Below are 17,200 nucleotides of genomic sequence, written 5' to 3'. Positions count from 1 at the left end.
GGTAGCCAGAAGCAGCGAGGTGCGCCATCGACGACCAGCCGGAACCCTGGATCGAACGCGAGCACGTAGGCGAGTCGTTCGACAGCGTCGATCTCTACCGCGCCGTCATGCAGGGCTGTCGCTTCTCTGGCTGCTCGTTCCGCAGCGTTGACCTCGATGAGGCCGTCACCGACCACTGTCTCTTTGACTCCTGCGATTTCTCCGGGGCGCGGCTGAACGGCTCCCGTCATGACGGCAGTGCCTTCCTCAACTGTCGCTTCTCCCTCGCTAACCTGACCGACGCGCGCTTCGAACAGTGCAAGATGACCGGCTCGTCGTTTGCCGAAGCGCGATTCATGACGGTCGCGATTGTCGGCGGCGACTGGTCGTTCGTCATCTTCGCCGGCCACGACTTGCGCCGCATCGATCTGCATGATGTCCGTCTTGCCGACGCAAATCTGGAGGACTGTAATCTCGAGCGCGCCAACTTCCGCGGCAGCGATCTCACCAATGCCAGCTTGCTGCGCGCCCGGTTACGCGGCGCAGATCTCCGCGGCGCTCGCCTTGACGGCGTCGATCTGTCGCTTCTCAACCTGCGCGGTGTCCGGCTCGATCTCGACCATGCGGTATTGCTGGCCCGCTCTCTTGGCGCGGTGATCGATCTCGAAGCCTGATATCGTAGACGCAAGTAATACGCTCGAGGAGCATTGATGCTCCGGTTCATCGACCCTGTCTCGATTGCGGAGGTGCTGGATCGAACGTAGTACGCCCGCGCAACGACGAGTAATTGCGCACGATGCGCCGCGCTGGGTCATCTCCGGCCCGCCGCGATCTGGCGTGTCCACCGTGGTCTTCAGTCGTGCCGAGGTTGCGCTTCGGCGCGATTCGGCTGCGCAAGCCTTGATGCTGGTCGTCGATCGTCGGGCCGAGCGCCCCGCCGCGCGCCTCGTCCCTCCCGACGTGTTCGGCCAGGTTCGACTGGAGAGTTACCTGACCTTCGCGCAGCGGCTTGTGTCCACCTGGTGGACACAAGCCGTCGAGCAGTTTGGGCTAGCAGGAGAGACGCCGGAGTTCCTGCCTTTCGATGTTACCCAGTACGCCTGCCGTCAGGAGTACCGTCGCGATCCCGGCGCGCTGGCACGGGTCACGATTCGCGAGCCGCGATTGATCGTCCAGCTTATCGACAACATGAACCTCGCCGCTGCCCGCGGTCTCGCGCTCGATGAGGCGTGGAGGCGGGTCGCCGCCGGGCTGCAGCTACCGTTCGAGGATGACGTGATCCAGTCCGGCTACCGTGTCACTCATCGCCTCCGCGAGCGATGCCTGCAGGTCGGCGTCTTGCCATTCGACCTTCAGGTCGAAGCGGCCGTCTGGCTGCTCGGGCAGCAGCCGGTTGTCGACTCACTCGTCGCCGAATACCGTGTCCTCGCTATCGACGGACTGGATGAAATGGTTCCAGCGCTCGCCTCGGCGCTCTGCAGCCTCGCTGCGAGTGTCGAGCGCGTGACGGTCGGATATTCCACCGATGGGGGCCTTCGCTGGATGCTCGGCGCGTCCACCACGCACGCGAGCACAGTCTGCGCGAAGCTCGTAGGTGGCGGGGCCGGCGAGTTCCGCCATCTGCGCTTGCGGGACGATCACCTCCCCGACGCGCCGCGGCGCGCTGCTGCCGGCCAGCTCGCTCGTCTCGTCGGCGACCCACTTGCCGGCCCGCCTCGCCAGCCGCGACTCGATGGCTGGAGCCTGAGGACCCTGAATCGCCCAGACCTCATGGCCCGCGCCGCCGTCGAATCTGTCGCCGGCCTTGTGGATGCCGGTGTTCCTCCGAAGGGGATCGTGCTGCTGAGCCCCTACCTCGACGCCGTCGTCACCAGCGAGCTGATGGCCGGATTCGAGGCCTTCGGCATCCCATTCTCCGTCGATCGGCGCTGGCGCTCGCTCTTCGACGACGCATCCGCCCGCGCTTGCCTGACGGCGCTTCGTGCCGCTCGACCGGGTGGCCGGCGGGTTGCGCCGGTCGAAGTCGCCGACCTGCTCGGCACGCTACTTGGCCGGAATCCCATCGCGGTTCAGCCGCTCGTCGCTCGCGTTTTTGATAGTCGCGCCGGCCACCTCCGCGCGCGGCCAGAAGTCGAGAGGCGCGCCTCTCCCGGCGTCAGCGCTCTCCCCGACCCGGTTGCTCGCCTGCTCGACTGGGCGACCCTGATCGCGGCCGGCGACGATCCGGTTGATCTTGCCCTCGACCGCCTGTCCTGCGATGTCCTCGTCGATGCTCCGGCCGTGAAGTCGGTCTGCGATGGCCTTGTTGTTGTCGCCCGCCGCTTTGCCGAGGCCGCGCCACGCTTCGGGTTCGATACCTCCCTCGCCAGCTTCTTTTCGTTCATCGACAGCGAGGTGATCGCAGCGGACGATGCCTCGGGCCCACTCGCGCCCGCCGTGACGCTGACCACGCCGTATGGCTTCCTCACCGCTAATCGGGCCGCTGCCCATCAAGTCTGGCTCGATGTCGCGTCCCCCTTTTGGTGGGATCCGCCACTCCTTGTGCTGACCAACCCACACGCGATCGCGTCCGGCGCGGAACTCGACCTTTCCCACGACGACCGTGTTCGTGGCGAGGTTCTCGGTCGTGTCCTGCGCAACCTGGCCGCGCGGGTGACCGAGGGTATCCATGTGTTTGCCAGCGCCACCAGCATGGATGGTCAGCGGCTGGACGGCCCGCTACTGGCTGCATTCCACGATCTCGGGCTGGTGGACTCGTGAGCGGGTCAGAACCCGCCTCACTGCGCCTGCGGCCCGAACAGCGGGCGGTTGTCGAATGCTATCGCGGCGGCTACGCCGCCATCGCAGCCGTGCCGGGGGCCGGCAAGACGACGACGCTCTCAGCTCTCGCCGCGGAGCTGATCGCACGGGGTGATAATCTCGGCCGGGATCGGCACGTGATGATCGTCACGTATCAGAACTCCGGTGTGTCCAACTTCCAGCGCGCCGTTGCTGCCCGTCTTCGCGAACGAGGTCTGCCCGAGCGGGGCATCGCAGTCCGCACGCTCCACGGTCTGGCAAACGACGTGCTCGCCGCGACACGCCATCGCGTTCGCCTCGATGCGGATCTGATCGTCATCGACGAGCGCGATGCCCACCGCCTGGTCGAATCTGTCGTTGAGGAAGAGATCGTCGAACACAGCGAAGCGCTCATGGCGCTGGTGCTCGACCGCGAGGATGGTCGCTCGCGCGAGTGGCCCAGCCTGCAAATTCTGACAGTCCTCGCCGCGCGCGCCATCGACGAAGCCAAGCAGTTGCAACTCGACGCTGACTCACTCCGCAGTGGGCTACGCGGCGGCGCGGACTCCCGTTGGCTGCCGTTTGTCGCCAGCGTGTTCGACCGCTACGAACGAGCCCTGCGCGAACGCGGCGCGCTCGATTTCAACGATCTTGTCACCCGCGCGGTTGCCGCGCTCGAGCAGGATCCATCGCTCGCCGCCCGGCTTCGCCAGCGGTGGCCGTACCTGCTGGAAGATGAAGCGCAGGACAGCACCCCTCTGCAGGAGCGTATGCTCCGGCTCATCGCGGGTCCTGGCGGCAATCTCGTCAGGGTTGGCGATGGCAACCAGGCCATCATGACCAGCTTTACCTCTAGCGATGCTCAAGGGTTTCGAGACTGGCTATCCGACCCGGCGGTCCAACGATTCACGCTGGCCGGCTCGAGTCGATCGGCCCAGTCGATTCTCACACTCGCCAACCACTTCTCCGATAGAGTCCGCGACGCCTACCCCGTCGTTGGTGCGCGAACCGCGCTGCTTCACCAGCCGATCGCGCCGGTCATCGGGCCGGCCGGCCTGGAAAATCCTCTTTCCTACGGGCCTCATGGCATTACGATTCGCGACTTCGAGACTACCGATGACGAGCACACCGAGGTCGTCGGCCGCGCCGTCCGCTGGCTCCGCGCTCATCCCGGCGACACCGTCGCTGTCCTCGCCGGCCGTGGCGAGACAGGCTACGCCCTCGCGCTTCGCGCGTCCGAACATCTCCCCCAGTCGCGAATCATCCGGCTGCTTGGCTCGAAGGATGGCCGCCCTGTCGATCTGATCGATCGGATCGAGCCCGTCATCATTTTCCTCCTCAATCCCGACCAGCCCCGCTATCTCTCCCGTGCGCTGGAACGATGGTCCACCGATCCCGATGCCGACCGGGTTGTTGCTGCATTTCAACGGCGAGAGCGCGATCCCGAGCTCGTCGCCGGCCTGTTCTACCCGCGCCGCAGCCCCGAGGCGATCGCCGCCGCCCTCGACGTCCCGTCACCATGGACCGACGCCGAGGCAGCGACACTCCGGCGGCTCGCCCATGCGCCGGCCTGGCTTGATGCCCGTCTCTCTCCGCCTCACGACCTGCTCGCCCTCGTCGCCGCGACGATCGAGCCAGTGGACGCCGACCGCGCGACCTTCAACCGCGTCATTGCCACCATCCGCGACGCCGAGCCGGATCCCGACCGTGACCGCCTGGCCAACCTGTTACGCTGGCTCCAGGAAACGCGCGATCGTCACCGCCGCCTCCGTGGCACCCCAGAGGATGACTCGGTCCGCGTACTTCCTGGCACGCTCACCGTATCGACCTTCCATCAGGCCAAAGGGCTGGAGTGGGATGTCGTCTTTGCGACCGGCTGTGATGATTACTGGTTTCCCGGCTCTCTCGAGATCTACCGGCCACAGATGCGCAACTATCTCGGCCCTGGCGACCCGCTCGTCGAATCCCGAAACGAGCTTCGCGCTCTCGCTCGTGCCTGGCGGCCCGACCACCCACTCCGCGACCCCAGCGCCGCGTTGGAGGCGGACAGCATCGAGGTCGTTGCCGAAAGGCTGCGCTTGCTCTATGTCGCCCTCACCCGCGCGCGCCGCGCGCTCTGGATCTCCTGGCACCGTGCCGGCCACCGTCCCCAGCGTGAGTCGCCGGTGCTTCCGATGCTCCAGTCGATCCTGTCCGAGGTCATTGCCGAGTCGAGATGAGGGCCGGTGGTGGCGCTTCCGCTGCCGCCGCGTCGTATGCTCTGAATGCCGTCAGATTCTCGCCTGCCGACGCCGAGGAATGACCAGGCCGGAAGGAGCTCCCGGTGCCAAACCGCTTATCCCGCGAAACCAGCCCCTACCTGTTGCAGCACGCCGATAATCCGGTCGACTGGTATCCCTGGAGTGACGAGGCGCTCGAGCGCGCCCGCGCCGAGGACAAGCCAATCCTGCTGTCGATCGGCTACTCCGCGTGTCACTGGTGTCATGTAATGGCCCACGAGAGCTTCGAGAACGACGAGATCGCCGCGCTGATGAACCGGCTCTACATCAACATCAAGGTCGATCGCGAGGAACGTCCTGACCTCGACTCGATCTATATGACTGCCACCCAGCTCCTCACTGGCCACGGCGGCTGGCCGATGACGGTGTTCCTCACCCCGGGTGGTAAGCCGTTCTACGCTGGGACCTACTTCCCGCCGGCCGATCGCGGTTCGATGCCCGGCTTTTCCCGTATTTTGCTCGCCGTCCACGAGGCGTGGGAGCAGCGCCGGACGGAGGTCGCGGCCGGAGCCGACCGCGTCGCCGTCGCGCTGCAGGCCCAGTTCGAGGCGATGCCCGATGAAGGGCAGCTCACCCCGGGTCTCCTTGACGAAGCCGCCAGAAATCTCTCTACCCAGTATGACCGTGTCAACGGTGGGTTCGGCGGAGCGCCGAAGTTCCCGTCACCGATGGCGCTCGAGCTGCTTCTCCGAGTCCACCAACGCACTGGCGCCGAGCAGGCCCTGCGCATGGTCGAGCACACGCTCGACACGATGGGCCGTGGCGGCATCTATGACCAGATTGGCGGTGGCTTCCATCGCTACGCCGTCGATGCTGTCTGGCTCGTCCCGCACTTCGAGAAGATGCTCTACGACAACGCCCTGATGTCCCATCTCTACACGATCGCCTGGCAGGTCACGGGCGATCCGTTCCACCGCGCGATCGCGACCGAGACGGTCGACTATGTCCTGCGCGAGATGACCGACCCGGACGGCGGCTTCCACGCTACCCAGGATGCGGACACCGAAGGCGAGGAAGGCAGATTTTACGCCTGGACCCCCTCCGAGATCCGCGCTGCGCTCGACGATGATCCCCTGGCGACCGATGTCATCGCGCTTCTCGATATCACCGAGCGCGGCAACTTCGAGGGCTCGAACGTCCTCTCGATCGCGCGCGCTGAAGATCGCCTCCGCTGGCGTGAAGGTGACCTCGCTGCCGCGCGCCAGCGGCTCTTCAACACCCGATCCGCTCGCGTCCACCCCAGCCGCGACGACAAGGTGCTGACCTCCTGGAACGGGATGATGCTCCGGGCCGTTGCGACCGCCGCCTGGGCATTCGACAACGCGCGCTACCGACAAGCCGCAGTCGCAAATGCCGCCTTTGTCCGCGACCGTCTCTGGGACGGCAAACAGCTCGCCCGTGTCTGGATGCGTGGCGAGGCGCGCATCCCCGGCTATCTCGAGGACTACGCCAACTTCATCGACGGTCTCCTCGCGACCTGGCAGGCGACATTCGATCCCGCCTGGGTCGTGCTCGCCGATCAGGTGTCTCGCACGATGCTGGACGAGTTCTACGTCGACGGCGCCTTCTACGATGCCCGTGCCACCGGTGACGCGCTCATCGGCCGGCCCCGCGATTTCAGCGACAACGCCACCCCCAGCGGCAACAGCGTGGCTTGCGATGTCCTGCTTCGCCTGGCCCATCTGACCGGCGATATCGATCTGACCCGAATCGCCAGAGGCGTGCTCAGCGGCCTGGCGCCGCATGCGGCCGGTAACGCGCTCGGCTATGGCCGGCTTCTCTGCGCCGCCGATCTCGCCGTCGGCCCGATCGCCGAGGTCGCCATCAGCGGTGATCTCATCGACGCTGGGTTACTGCTGACTCCACTGCGGGAGATGTTCCTGCCACGCGCCGTCATTGCCCTCGGCAATCCGGACGGTGGGGCGGCCCTCGTCGTTCCACTGCTGGCGGATCGGCCACGAATCGAAGATAAAGCCACCGTCTACGTCTGTCGCAACTACACATGCGAGCTCCCTGCGACTGACCCCGCGATCATGCTGGCGCAACTGGCCGAAATAACGGGTGAACCCCAGCGCTCACCCTGATACGCAAGAGTGAGCCGCACGTAGTGGAGCGCCGTTGTCAATCTGAGTGCTCCGACTAGGATGACGTGTCAGGTTGGCAGCCTCCCCGCACCTTGTCATCCTGAGGCCGCAGCCGAAGGATCTCTCCTGCGTCTGAATGCATCCAGCATGAGGAGATGCTTCGCTGAGGCTCAGCATGACAAACGGCCGGGGTGGCTGTCGCACCACAGTACAGGACACATCACGCTGGTCGGAGCACTGAGTACAGCGACTAGCATGATGTGTCAGGTTGGCAGCCTCCCCGCACCTTGTCATCCTGAGGCCGCAGCCGAAGGATCTCTCCTGCGTCTGAATGCATCCAGCCAGGGGAGATTCCTCGCTGCGGCTTGGAATGACAACGAGCGGTGGTGGCTGTCGCACCACAATACAGGACACATCACGCTGGTCGGTGCACTGAGTACAGCGACTAGCATGAAGTGTCCAGTTCAGGGACCGGATACAGCCGGCGCAATTTGATGCGTGCGTGCTCCACCATGAAGTGCCATTGCACCGGTTTGGCGCGGCTGTTGCGCCGGGTTGTCCAGGCATCAACCGCCTGCTGCAAGTCCGTCGGCGTGGGGATGCGCTGATCCAGACATTGGCGCACCAGCGCACTAAACTCCAGTTCGGCGATGTTCAGCCACGAAGCATGCTTGGGGGTGTAATGCAGTTCCAGCTTGTCGCGAATGCGCTTTGCCTCCCGGGGCGGGAACGCCGCATAGAGTGAGTGGTCGGCATGGATGTTGAGATTGTCGAGCACCACCACGATCCGCTCCGCCGTCGGGAAGACCTCATCGACGAGATGGCGCATGGCGACGGCCCAGTCGACCCGGGTGCGCCGCTCGGTGACGGTGATGCCTCGCTGTCCAAGATGGGGCGCACACCAGAGAAAGAGGTTGGCACTGCCGTGGCGGATATAGGCCGGATCTTCCCGCAGCGCGTGACCGGGTCCAGCTGGCTGACTGGGACGGACATCGCCCCGGAGTGCTTTGCCACTCTCGTCAAAGCAGACTAGTGGACGCAGTGGGTCGATCGGTCGAGCATAGACGTCGAGCACATCTTCCATGGCTGCGACGAATCCCGCATCAGGCTTCCCGGACAGACACCAGCTGCGTTTCAGCCACGGCTTGAGGACGTTTTTTTAAGTGTCATGCGGACCGTCTCCGGGCACACCTGGGGGACAATCTCCTGCTCCACCACGGTATCGGCCAGCAAGCGCAGCGTCCAGCGGGCAGCACCCGCTGGTGCAGGACTACAAGCAAGCGTGGTCAGCCGGGCTTCCGCTGCGCCATCAAAGCGTCGCCGATAGACCCGTGTCGAGGGACGTCGCCCCAGACTGGCGGCCAGACCCTCACGACAGCATCGTTCCCGGAGTCGCGCGACCGTCCGGGGACTGCATTCCAGTGCCTCCGCAATCTGGACATCGGTCCACCGTGGTCCGGCGATACTGGCATCGGCTTTGAGCAGGATGCGGGCGCGTTTAAGGCGCCTGGCATGGGCGGACCCTGTCTCAATGAGCTGGCGCAATTCCGTTCGTTCCGCTGCCGTCAGCCGTACCACGTGTTGCTTATTACTCATGCCAGACCCTCCCGCTGGTGCACACAACTGCGTTGCATCCCATCAGCCAGTTCTGTGCCAACAAGTCACTTCATGCTAGTCGCTGTACTGAGTACAGTGACTAGCATGAAGTGTCGGGTTGGCAGCCTCCCCGCACCTTGTCATCCTCTGCCCAGAGGGCGCCCGCGCAGCCGAAGGATCTCCCTGCGTTCGACTGTATCCAGCCAGGGGAGATTCCTCGCTGCGGCTCGGAATGACAACGAGCGGTGGTAGCTGTCGCACCACAGTACAGGACACATCACGCTGGTCGGAGCATTCAGTGTATCGACTAGCATGAACTGTCAGGTTGGCAGCCTCCCCGCACCTTGTCATCCTGAGGCCGCAGCCGAAGGATCTCCCCTGGCTGGGCACGGTCGAGCATAGGGGAGATCCCGCTCTGCCGGCAGGCAGTGACAGGCGGAGGGGACTCCGATCGGTGATCACCTGCCCTCAACCCGCGCGCTACCAGATGTCGTTCACATCCTGGCCCAGCGCTGTTCGACCAGCGTAGAGCAGCGTCTTCTCCGGTGTCAGCGGATGAAACTCACCAGCCCGCGCATCCCGGTAGGCACGCTCGATCGGTGAGCGCCGGAAATACGCGCTTCCGCCAGTGACTGACATCGCGAGGTTCACCACATCGGATGCGGCAGTCACGACCTCTCGCTTCGCGACCACGACCGTGTTCACCGTGCGCTCGTCGAGCGGAAAGTCATCGCCCAGCTCCGTTAGCGCGCCGGCCAGCGCCCACCAGGCAGTTCGAAGTTTTGTGTCCATCAGCCCTACTTGCCGCTGTGTCATCGGGTTCTCCACCGCCGCGCCGGCCGGGCCACGCCGACCAGCGATCACTCGAACTGCCTCATCCCGCGCGCCAGCCGCGATGCCCCAATACACTGCCGCCACCGTCGGTGCAAAGTGCGCCAGTGCCGAGCGGAGCGGCGCGTCATTTCGTCCCCATGCTTTCCGCGCCGAGATCTGCTCGTCTGCCACGAACACGTCGGTCAGCGTCAGATCGTGGCTCTGCGTGCCCCGCATGCCGAGTGTGTCCCACGTCTCGACGATCTCGATTCCGGGTTGGCGGATCGGCAGCGCCATCATCAGCACGATCGGCCCGTCTTCCGGGTCGTCGTATCGCGCCATCGTAGTGATAAGATCCGCTCCCTGAACCTGACTGCAGAACACCTTGTGGCCAGAAATCAGGTAGCCGCCCTCGATCCGTGTCGCCGTACCTGAGGGGTAGATCCCGTCCGATCCGCCGCTCGTCATCAGGATCAGGTTGTTTCCTGCGATCTTCTTCAACGCCGCGCCAGCGTCACTCGCGCCGTGTCTCCAGCGATAGCTCAAGGCCAGCGTGCTGTACAAGTGCATTGCGATTGCGAGGGCGGTTGATCCACACCCTGTTCCAAGCTCGGCCTGTGCGTAGATGACCTGCCGCATCGACGCGCCAAGCCCTCCAAGCGGCTCCGGGATTCCGAGTCGTGTGTAGCCGGACGCCTTCATCCGGTCGTAGTTCTCACCGACATACGTATTCTCGTGATCGTGCGCTGCTGCGCGGGTTGCGAACTCCGCCGCAAGCCCCCGCGCCAGCTCGACGAAACGATCGTCTCCGGCCTCCAGTGGCGTCGGGCGAAATGGAACGATTTCACCGGACACCGTCGCACGGTTGACCATTGTCGTCATCGGATGCCTCCTGCTCGGTCGGGCGCGGCCACTCCCGCGCCTGTCTGCAACTGATCTCAGATTGCCCCCCGGTTGCGGACTCGACCAGTTCGATCTTCGAACCCCGCTGTATTGCGCTGCTGTCGCATACTGGGAATGAGATGACCGGATCGTCGATTGGAGTTACGTCGATGCCCGGATACGGTCAGTTCTGCCCGGTCGCCAAGGCGGCCGAGGTCTTCGCCGAGCGGTGGACTCCACTGATCATGCGCGAGATCCTCCTCGGCAGCCGTCACTTCAACGAGCTCGAACGCGGCTTGCCGCGGATCTCGCGCTCCGTTCTGTCCCAACGATTGAAATCGCTCGAGCGTGACGGCATCATCGAGCGTCACGCGACGCACGGCGGCCGCATCGTTGAGTACGTCCCCACCCCCGCTGGCGAAGAGCTGTTCGACGTGATCCAGATGCTCGGCGCATGGGGAGCGCGCTGGATGAACCGCGAGATTCAGCCGGAAGATATCGACGTCGATCTGTTGATGTGGGATATGCACCGTCGCATCAGCCTCGACCTTCTCCCTGCGCGGCGGATTGTCGTCGAGATCCAGTTCACCGGTCTCTCCTCGCGGCGTTACTGGCTGTTGCTCGAGCGCTCCGGGGCGTCAGTCTGTGTGACCGACCCGGGATTCGATGTCGATCTGGCGATCACCGCTGACACGATGACGCTCCATCGCGTCTGGGTTGGCCATCAGGAGATTGGGTCAGCCCTCCGGGCCCACTCAATCGAAATCGACGACCCGTCGGGTCTCCAGCATGCCTTCCCGACCTGGCTCCAGCTCAGCATGCTTGCCCACGTGACTCCTGCCGTGATGACGGCCTGAGTCCGGGCCTCTCGTCAGCCGGCCGGTTTCCCTGTACGCTCTTCCCGACGGACTTGCTCGGACAGGAAGGACTGACTGGTGGCCAACGCGAACCCCGAGGGGCATCTCGTCGTTGCGGTGCCGTTCGATGCACAGGGTTTCAACGAAGTCTGGCGCAATTACACCGGCGCTGGCGGCTACTTCGCGGCGAACAATATCTACAGTCGACTCGTCGTTCTCGATGTCTTCGAGAGCGGTGACATTCACCCCGACCTTGCGGATTCCTGGGATATCCTCGACGGTGGCGCTCGCTACGTCTTCCACCTCAACCGTGACGCCCGCTGGCACGACGGCACACCCGTTACTGCCCACGATGTCGCCTACACCTACTCCGAAGTGCTGAAGCACGGCTACCACGGACTCTCCTGGCTCCAGGACATTGACACCGTCGATGTCATCGACGACCACACCGTCGCGTGCCGGCTGAAGGCGCCCAACGCAGCCTTTCTGGCCCAGCTTGGCGCGTTCGTCTTCACCCACATCCTGCCGAAGCACCTCTACGACGGAACCGACTGGGCCACGAACCCGCACAACTTCGATCCCGTCGGAAGTGGCCCATTCCGCTTCGAGCAGTGGGTCCCTGGCGAGCGTATCGAGCTCGTCGCGAACCCTGACTACTTTGGCGAAGGGCCATACGTCGAACACATCACCTACCGGATCATCCCCGACACCGACGACGCCTTTCGGCTGCTGGAGGCCGGCGAGGTCCATTTCGTCGTCCAGGATGTTCCCTGCCAGCAGGTCGAGGAGTATCGCGCCAAGCCCGGCGTCGACGTGATGTTCCACCCGGGTAATTCGATTGCCTTCGTCGCGTTCAACTGGCAAAAGCCGATGTTCGAAGACCATCGCGTCCGCGAGGCAATTGCTCGCGCCATAGACCGTGGGCCGATTGCCGACGGCGTCTGCTCGCTCGCGACGGCGCCCTCTCACTACTACCTGGAGCGGGTGGACTGGGCATTCAATCCCGATGCTGTTGCGCCCGGATACGACCCCGCCGAGTCTGAGCGTCTGTTGGACGAGGCTGGCTATCGGCGGGACGACGCCGGTGTTCGATTCCGCGTTGGCCTCGCCTATCGCTCGCTCTATTCGCACTACGGCGTCGCCGCGAACATCATGGCCGAGCAGCTCGCCCGCATCGGGATCGTTGCCGAGATCGAGTCCGTCGATCCGGTTGGCTGGAAAGAGCGGTTCCAGGAGGCCGGCGACTTCGATCTGATCCTCGATAGCGGCGACATCGGCCCCGACCCGCAGCTCATGGCGAGCTTCCTCGCGTCCGATGGTCCGCGAAACACCATGCGCTATCACAACGCTGCCGTCGATGCCGCCTTCCTGGCCGGCCGCGCCACCGTCGATCGTGCCGAGCGGGGCCGCCACTATCGCGCCCTCCAGGATGCCCTGGCTGCCGATATCGCTCGTGTTCCCTTCCTCCAGCATGGTGAGCACCTCCCCTACCGCACGGAGCTCACCGGCTGGTCATGGTCCGACGGCGTTCGCGGGACTGTTCCATTCTGGTATCACGGGCTCGTTCGTAAGGCATGACGCGAGGCGGGATGAGGGATGAGGCACAAGGGATGAGCGCGACCAGAATCGCCTGATCCGCCTCATCCCCCATCCCCGATGTATCCTTATGTCGTATTCGATTGACTCTCAGGAGGTGCGAACCCCGATGTCATCCAGCCTGCTTGGCGCAACCCCGACTGCGGCCGCGAACGAGCTGCAGATCTTTCCCAACCCGAACCCCGAGCGCGACTACACCATCGAGATCCACACGCCGGAGTTCACCTGCCTCTGTCCGGTCACCGGCCAGCCCGACTTCGCCGAGATCACCCTGCGGTACATCCCAGATCAGCTCTGTGTTGAGCTCAAATCGCTCAAGCTCTACTTCTGGTCGTTCCGTAACGAAGGCGCGTTCCACGAAGCGGTCACCAACCAGATACTGGACGAAGTCGTCAACAAGATCGCCCCGCGTGAGGCGACCGTTATCGGTCAGTTCAACGTGCGTGGTGGCCTCTACACGACGGTTACCGCGACCTACTCAGCGCCCGATCGCGCCTAGCCGGCATACGATGCGGTCGATCGACGATATCGTTGGGCGGGTGGTTGCCGGCGAACCGGTCGATCCCGCGATGGTTGCCCAGGACGACTGGACAGCCCTGATTGACGGATTGATCGGCGATCCGCGCGGCCGGCGCTGGCTCCGTAGCTGGCCGGCGCTGGACCCGGTGCTGGCCGCGCGGCTCCTCGATTGGCCGGACGACTTCGTCGGTCGCCGCCGCGACACCTCTCTGGATCGTGTCGTTGAGCTAGCCTCGCTGGACGATCTCGATGCCCGCGCCGAATTCCTGGCGGTCGGGCCGGCCGCCTCCGCGATGTGGCGACGGTTCGCGAGTGATCCGGACCGACTCATTCGCCTCGCGAAACGCGTCGTGATGGGCGAGGCCGGCGAGACGACACTCTCGATCCTGGTCCTCGACCCGATTGACGAGCACTGTCTGGGTGACGAGCGTCGCGTCAGTGTCGCTGAAGTAGCACTGGCCGGCTGCTCGCCGGCCGCGCGTGGCGCGGCAGTTGAGTTTCTCTCCGAAGTTGCCCCGGCGGTGATCGTCGACAACCTCGACACACTCGTTGCCGACGAGGATGAAAGCGTGCGTGGGGTCGCCTGGCTTACCGGCCTGCGCGCTGCCACCAGCGGCACGTTCGACCGCGCCATCGCGCTGCTGGCGGATGAAGCTGTGCCGATCCAGCTTCGGCGCAGCGCGCTTCTCGCGATCGGGACGAGTATGCCGACGAGCGCCATTGCGGAGGTGCTCAGTGTCTTCGTCGTTCATCCGGACGAGCGCCTCGCTCACGATGCTGCCGATCTGCTCTATGCGCGCCATCGCAACCCGATCACCGCCGAGGCCGCGCTGCTCAGCCCCCACCCGGACGTTCGCGAGGTGGCCATGGCGCTGCTCGACCCTTTGCGTGGCTCACCTGCTGCGGGTGGCTCTCGCCCCGGCGATCCAACCCGCACGCTTGATATATTCAGGGCACTGCTTGAACGCGGCGATGGATCGGGCGTGAATGAGACGCCCCGCTGCTGACGGACCAACACTTGGAGAACTGAGAAATGAACGACCAGACGACTGCCGAGGCCACCGATCGTGAGGAACGACTGAAGACCGCGTACACCGAGACCGAGTTGCGCTGCCCGAACTGTCGCGCTACCTGGTCACCGGTCGTCGCCAACTTCGTCAACTTCGGGACCGATCCGAAGGGCCGCGAGGGCATGTTGCGCAAGGCGATGCACCACGCCTACTGCCCCGCTTGCAAATACCATATCGAAGTGGATCATATCTTCTGCGCCTACGATCCGGACCGCAATCTGGTCATCCAGGTCCGGCCCGCGTGGGAGTTCAAGGCCGGCGGCGGCGAGGAGATCTACTGGAGTCGCCTGGAGAATCTCGTCGAGAAATGGGCCGACGTAGATGTGCAGGTTGACATCGTCTTCGGCTTCGACGAGCTCATCGAGAAGCATCTCGGTGGCCAGGAGGCCGCTGAGGCAGCGATCGAGCGCGCCCGACAGGAGCGCGAGCAGGACCTCGCCTCCGGTGACCTCGCGCCTGGCGTTGTCCGCGACGTCGAGACTGCCTGACCGGGCTCTATTCCCATCCGGCCAGCCGCTCACCGCTGGCCGGCGCGCTATTCTTCCCTCAGGCCAAAGCATCCCGGTTGCCGCGTCCGACCGCACACCGTACCATGCCCCCGACGATCGTTCGGTAAGGGAGGAAAGCTCATGTCCGCAGGAATCAGCGCCCAGGTCAACTGGGACAGCGTGCGTGACGAAGTCACAACCCACCTTCAGGATCTGATCCGATTCGAGACGGTCAATCCGCCGGGGAACGAGATTCAGGTCGCAACTCATCTGCGTGATGTGGTCTCTACGGTGGGACTGTCTTCTCACATCCTCGAAAGCGATCCCGGCCGCGCCTCATTCGTGACCCGTATCGGGGGCGAGGGCAAGGGCCGGCCGCTGATGCTGATGGCCCACAGCGATGTCGTTTCCGTCGAGGCCGACAAGTGGCAGCATCCGCCCTTCGCCGCCGACATCGCCGACGGGATGATCTGGGGACGCGGAGCAGTTGACACCAAGAACCTCGTAGCCTCCGAGCTGCTCGTGATGCTCCTCATCAGGCGAATGGGCCTGACGCTCGACCGTGACCTGATTATGTGCACGTTCGCCGACGAGGAAGCTGGTGGCCGGTACGGCGCAACCTGGATGTGGGAGAACCATCGCGACCTGATCGATGCCGAGGTCGCGATCAACGAGGGCGGCGGCAACGCCATCGAGATCGCCGGAAAGCGCTTCTACCTCTGCCAGACCGGCGAAAAGGGTGGCGCACGAATGCGGATTGTCGCCCGCGCCGAGCCGGGCCACGCCTCCGTCCCGCGCGACGACACCGCGATGCTCCGGATGGGCCGCGCGCTGGTGAAGCTCTCTCAGCATACGTTCCCGACGGTCATGACGTCATCGGTCGATATGATGTTGAGGACCTTCCAGACTGCGCTCGGCGATCGCGGCAGCGTTGTCGATGAGATCCTGGCTGATCCGACCTGGGACAATCTCAATCGCCTGCCGCTCAGTGATTTCGAAAAGCTCTCGCTCCGCGCGACCACCCGCAATACCGCCGTCCCGACCATCATCCACGGTGGCCATCGCATTAACGTGATCCCCGGCGAGGTGGACTGCGATGTCGATGGTCGCATCCTCCCCGGGCAGGATCCCGACGCATTCCGCGCCGAGGTTCAGCAACTTCTTGGCGACGAAGTCGCGATTGTTGGCAGTGGTGGCGCCGCGGGCATCGAGGCCGATCCTGCCTCGCCGCTCTTCGACACGATCCGCGCCGTCATGGGCGATGTCGACCCTGGGTCGGATGTCGCGCCGTTCCTCGTTTCCGGAGGCACCGACGCCAAGTCGATCCCCGGTGTAAAGGTCTACGGCTTCAACCCGGCGCCGTATTCCGTGGCGGAGATGAACGGCGCTCACAATCACGACGAGCGGGTGGCAATCGACAATCTGCTCTTCGCGACCAAAGCGCTATTCGAGATCGTTGTCCGCTACTGTTCGGCGCGCGCATGAGCCGACAGCGCGGGCTGGTCCTGTTTGACATCGACGGGACGATCCTCATTGCCGGCGACCGCCACCACGGCGCGGCGTTCACCCACGCTTTCGAGCAGGTCTATGGCCGGCCGGTGACGCTGGAAGGCGTCCCGCTGGCCGGCATGCTCGATGCCCAGATCGCCCGCATTCTCTTCGAGCGCCATGGGCTGGACATCGACGAGGCAGGCATGCGCCTGGACGAGATGATGTCGGCGATGGGTCTGCGCTATGCGGAGACCATTGCCGGCAGCAACCTCCGCGAACGACTGCTGCCCGGAGTCACCGAGGCAGTCCTGGCCGCCCACCATCATGGATGGGCGGTTGGGGCGCTCACTGGAAACGGGCGCGCGGTCGGCGAGGCGAAACTGCGCGGCGTTGGCCTCGGCATGCTCATCTCCTTCGGCGCGTGGGGCGACCGGGCCATCGAGCGCGGACATCTGGTGGATGAAGCAATCGGCGCAGCCCTGCGGGCGACCGGAGTGCGCTATGCGCCGTCCGAGACCGTCCTGGTTGGCGACACTCCAGCGGACATCGCCGCCGCGCGCCTGGGTGGAGCGCGCGTTGTCGCTGTCGCGACGGGCCGGTTCGACCTCTCCGCGCTGGAGCCCCATCGACCCGACGCGCTGCTCGGCGACCTGTCCGACACTGACTCGTTCGTCGAAGCGATCGACCGCGCGCTCGGCTGAGCGCGCGGCCTGCGGATTGCGAGATAGATGCGACGCGAGCTTCCGACGCGTCGCATCACGAGGAGCG

14 protein-coding genes are annotated in these 17,200 nt (G+C 64.8%); 11 read left to right on the top strand and 3 right to left on the bottom strand.

Annotated elements, in window-relative coordinates:
* The first annotated feature begins 26 nt into the window (after positions 1-26).
* The 4 genes from V9F06_11550 (at position 27) to V9F06_11535 (ending at position 7,120) form a co-directional block, all read left to right on the top strand.
* Entirely contained in the window at positions 27-653 is a 627-nt protein-coding gene (locus V9F06_11550) for a pentapeptide repeat-containing protein (GenBank protein MEI2618237.1), read from the top strand.
* A 163-nt stretch (positions 654-816) separates the two neighbouring features.
* Positions 817-2,739: a hypothetical protein gene (locus V9F06_11545; protein ID MEI2618236.1), complete on the top strand. Its 1,923-nt coding sequence runs from the start codon at positions 817-819 to the stop codon at positions 2,737-2,739.
* On the top strand, positions 2,736-4,976 hold the full coding sequence (locus V9F06_11540) for an ATP-dependent helicase (protein ID MEI2618235.1): 2,241 nt from the start codon (positions 2,736-2,738) through the stop codon (positions 4,974-4,976). Before V9F06_11545 ends, V9F06_11540 begins: the two co-directional genes overlap by 4 nt.
* 104 nt (positions 4,977-5,080) lie before the next feature.
* Positions 5,081-7,120 carry a thioredoxin domain-containing protein gene (locus tag V9F06_11535; protein MEI2618234.1) on the top strand — a complete coding sequence of 680 codons (2,040 nt, stop codon included), beginning with the start codon at positions 5,081-5,083 and terminating at the stop codon, positions 7,118-7,120.
* Positions 7,121-7,565: 445 nt separating this feature from the next.
* Here the strand turns inward: V9F06_11535 and V9F06_11530 are convergent, their stop codons facing one another.
* The 3 genes from V9F06_11530 to V9F06_11520 form a co-directional block, all read right to left on the bottom strand.
* Positions 7,566-8,240 (bottom strand): IS630 family transposase, encoded by a 675-nt coding sequence (locus V9F06_11530; GenBank protein MEI2618233.1) that lies wholly within the window; start codon positions 8,238-8,240, stop codon positions 7,566-7,568.
* A gap of 14 nt (positions 8,241-8,254) precedes the next feature.
* Positions 8,255-8,716, bottom strand: a complete 462-nt coding sequence (locus V9F06_11525; protein ID MEI2618232.1) for a helix-turn-helix domain-containing protein — start codon at positions 8,714-8,716, stop codon at positions 8,255-8,257.
* 480 nt (positions 8,717-9,196) lie between these two features.
* Positions 9,197-10,411 (bottom strand): acyl-CoA dehydrogenase family protein, encoded by a 1,215-nt coding sequence (locus V9F06_11520; GenBank protein ID MEI2618231.1) that lies wholly within the window; start codon positions 10,409-10,411, stop codon positions 9,197-9,199.
* Between the two features lie 170 nt (positions 10,412-10,581).
* Between V9F06_11520 and V9F06_11515 the strand changes: the two genes are divergently transcribed.
* The 7 genes from V9F06_11515 to V9F06_11485 all read left to right on the top strand — a co-directional run bounded on the left by V9F06_11515 (position 10,582) and on the right by V9F06_11485 (position 17,133).
* Positions 10,582-11,268 carry a helix-turn-helix domain-containing protein gene (locus tag V9F06_11515; protein ID MEI2618230.1) on the top strand — a complete coding sequence of 229 codons (687 nt, stop codon included), beginning with the start codon at positions 10,582-10,584 and terminating at the stop codon, positions 11,266-11,268.
* 78 nt (positions 11,269-11,346) lie between these two features.
* Complete coding sequence (locus V9F06_11510) at positions 11,347-12,846, top strand: ABC transporter substrate-binding protein (protein MEI2618229.1); 1,500 nt, start codon at positions 11,347-11,349, stop codon at positions 12,844-12,846.
* 127 nt (positions 12,847-12,973) lie between these two features.
* The gene (queF, locus tag V9F06_11505) at positions 12,974-13,363 is read left to right on the top strand and encodes a preQ(1) synthase (GenBank protein MEI2618228.1); all 390 of its coding nucleotides are present in this window, start codon (positions 12,974-12,976) and stop codon (positions 13,361-13,363) included.
* Positions 13,364-13,373: 10 nt separating this feature from the next.
* Positions 13,374-14,390, top strand: coding sequence for a hypothetical protein (locus V9F06_11500; protein ID MEI2618227.1), 1,017 nt, complete (start codon positions 13,374-13,376; stop codon positions 14,388-14,390).
* A 26-nt stretch (positions 14,391-14,416) separates the two neighbouring features.
* Positions 14,417-14,941 carry a CpXC domain-containing protein gene (locus V9F06_11495; protein ID MEI2618226.1) on the top strand — a complete coding sequence of 175 codons (525 nt, stop codon included), beginning with the start codon at positions 14,417-14,419 and terminating at the stop codon, positions 14,939-14,941.
* A gap of 141 nt (positions 14,942-15,082) precedes the next feature.
* Complete coding sequence (locus tag V9F06_11490) at positions 15,083-16,426, top strand: M20/M25/M40 family metallo-hydrolase (protein ID MEI2618225.1); 1,344 nt, start codon at positions 15,083-15,085, stop codon at positions 16,424-16,426.
* Positions 16,423-17,133, top strand: a complete 711-nt coding sequence (locus tag V9F06_11485) for a haloacid dehalogenase-like hydrolase (GenBank protein MEI2618224.1) — start codon at positions 16,423-16,425, stop codon at positions 17,131-17,133. The genes V9F06_11490 and V9F06_11485 overlap by 4 nt, the downstream gene beginning before the upstream one ends.
* Positions 17,134-17,200 lie beyond the last annotated feature (67 nt).

This window comes from Thermomicrobiales bacterium (genome assembly GCA_037045155.1).
In the GTDB taxonomy this organism is placed as follows: Bacteria; Chloroflexota; Chloroflexia; order Thermomicrobiales; family CFX8; genus JAMLIA01.
Note: the sequence above shows the minus strand (reverse complement) of the source record. Positions and strands in the feature narration are given on the sequence as shown.

Excerpts from the sequence above, each read along its gene's own strand:
- queF (MEI2618228.1), top strand. The coding sequence starts at position 12,974 with ATGTCATCCAGCCTGCTTGGCGCAACCCCGACTGCGGCCGCGAACGAG.
- V9F06_11515 (MEI2618230.1), top strand. The coding sequence starts at position 10,582 with ATGCCCGGATACGGTCAGTTCTGCCCGGTCGCCAAGGCGGCCGAGGTC.
- V9F06_11520 (MEI2618231.1), bottom strand. The coding sequence starts at position 10,411 with ATGACGACAATGGTCAACCGTGCGACGGTGTCCGGTGAAATCGTTCCA.
- V9F06_11495 (MEI2618226.1), top strand. The coding sequence starts at position 14,417 with ATGAACGACCAGACGACTGCCGAGGCCACCGATCGTGAGGAACGACTG.
- V9F06_11485 (MEI2618224.1), top strand. The coding sequence starts at position 16,423 with ATGAGCCGACAGCGCGGGCTGGTCCTGTTTGACATCGACGGGACGATC.
- V9F06_11500 (MEI2618227.1), top strand. The coding sequence starts at position 13,374 with ATGCGGTCGATCGACGATATCGTTGGGCGGGTGGTTGCCGGCGAACCG.
- V9F06_11490 (MEI2618225.1), top strand. The coding sequence starts at position 15,083 with ATGTCCGCAGGAATCAGCGCCCAGGTCAACTGGGACAGCGTGCGTGAC.
- V9F06_11525 (MEI2618232.1), bottom strand. The coding sequence starts at position 8,716 with ATGAGTAATAAGCAACACGTGGTACGGCTGACGGCAGCGGAACGAACG.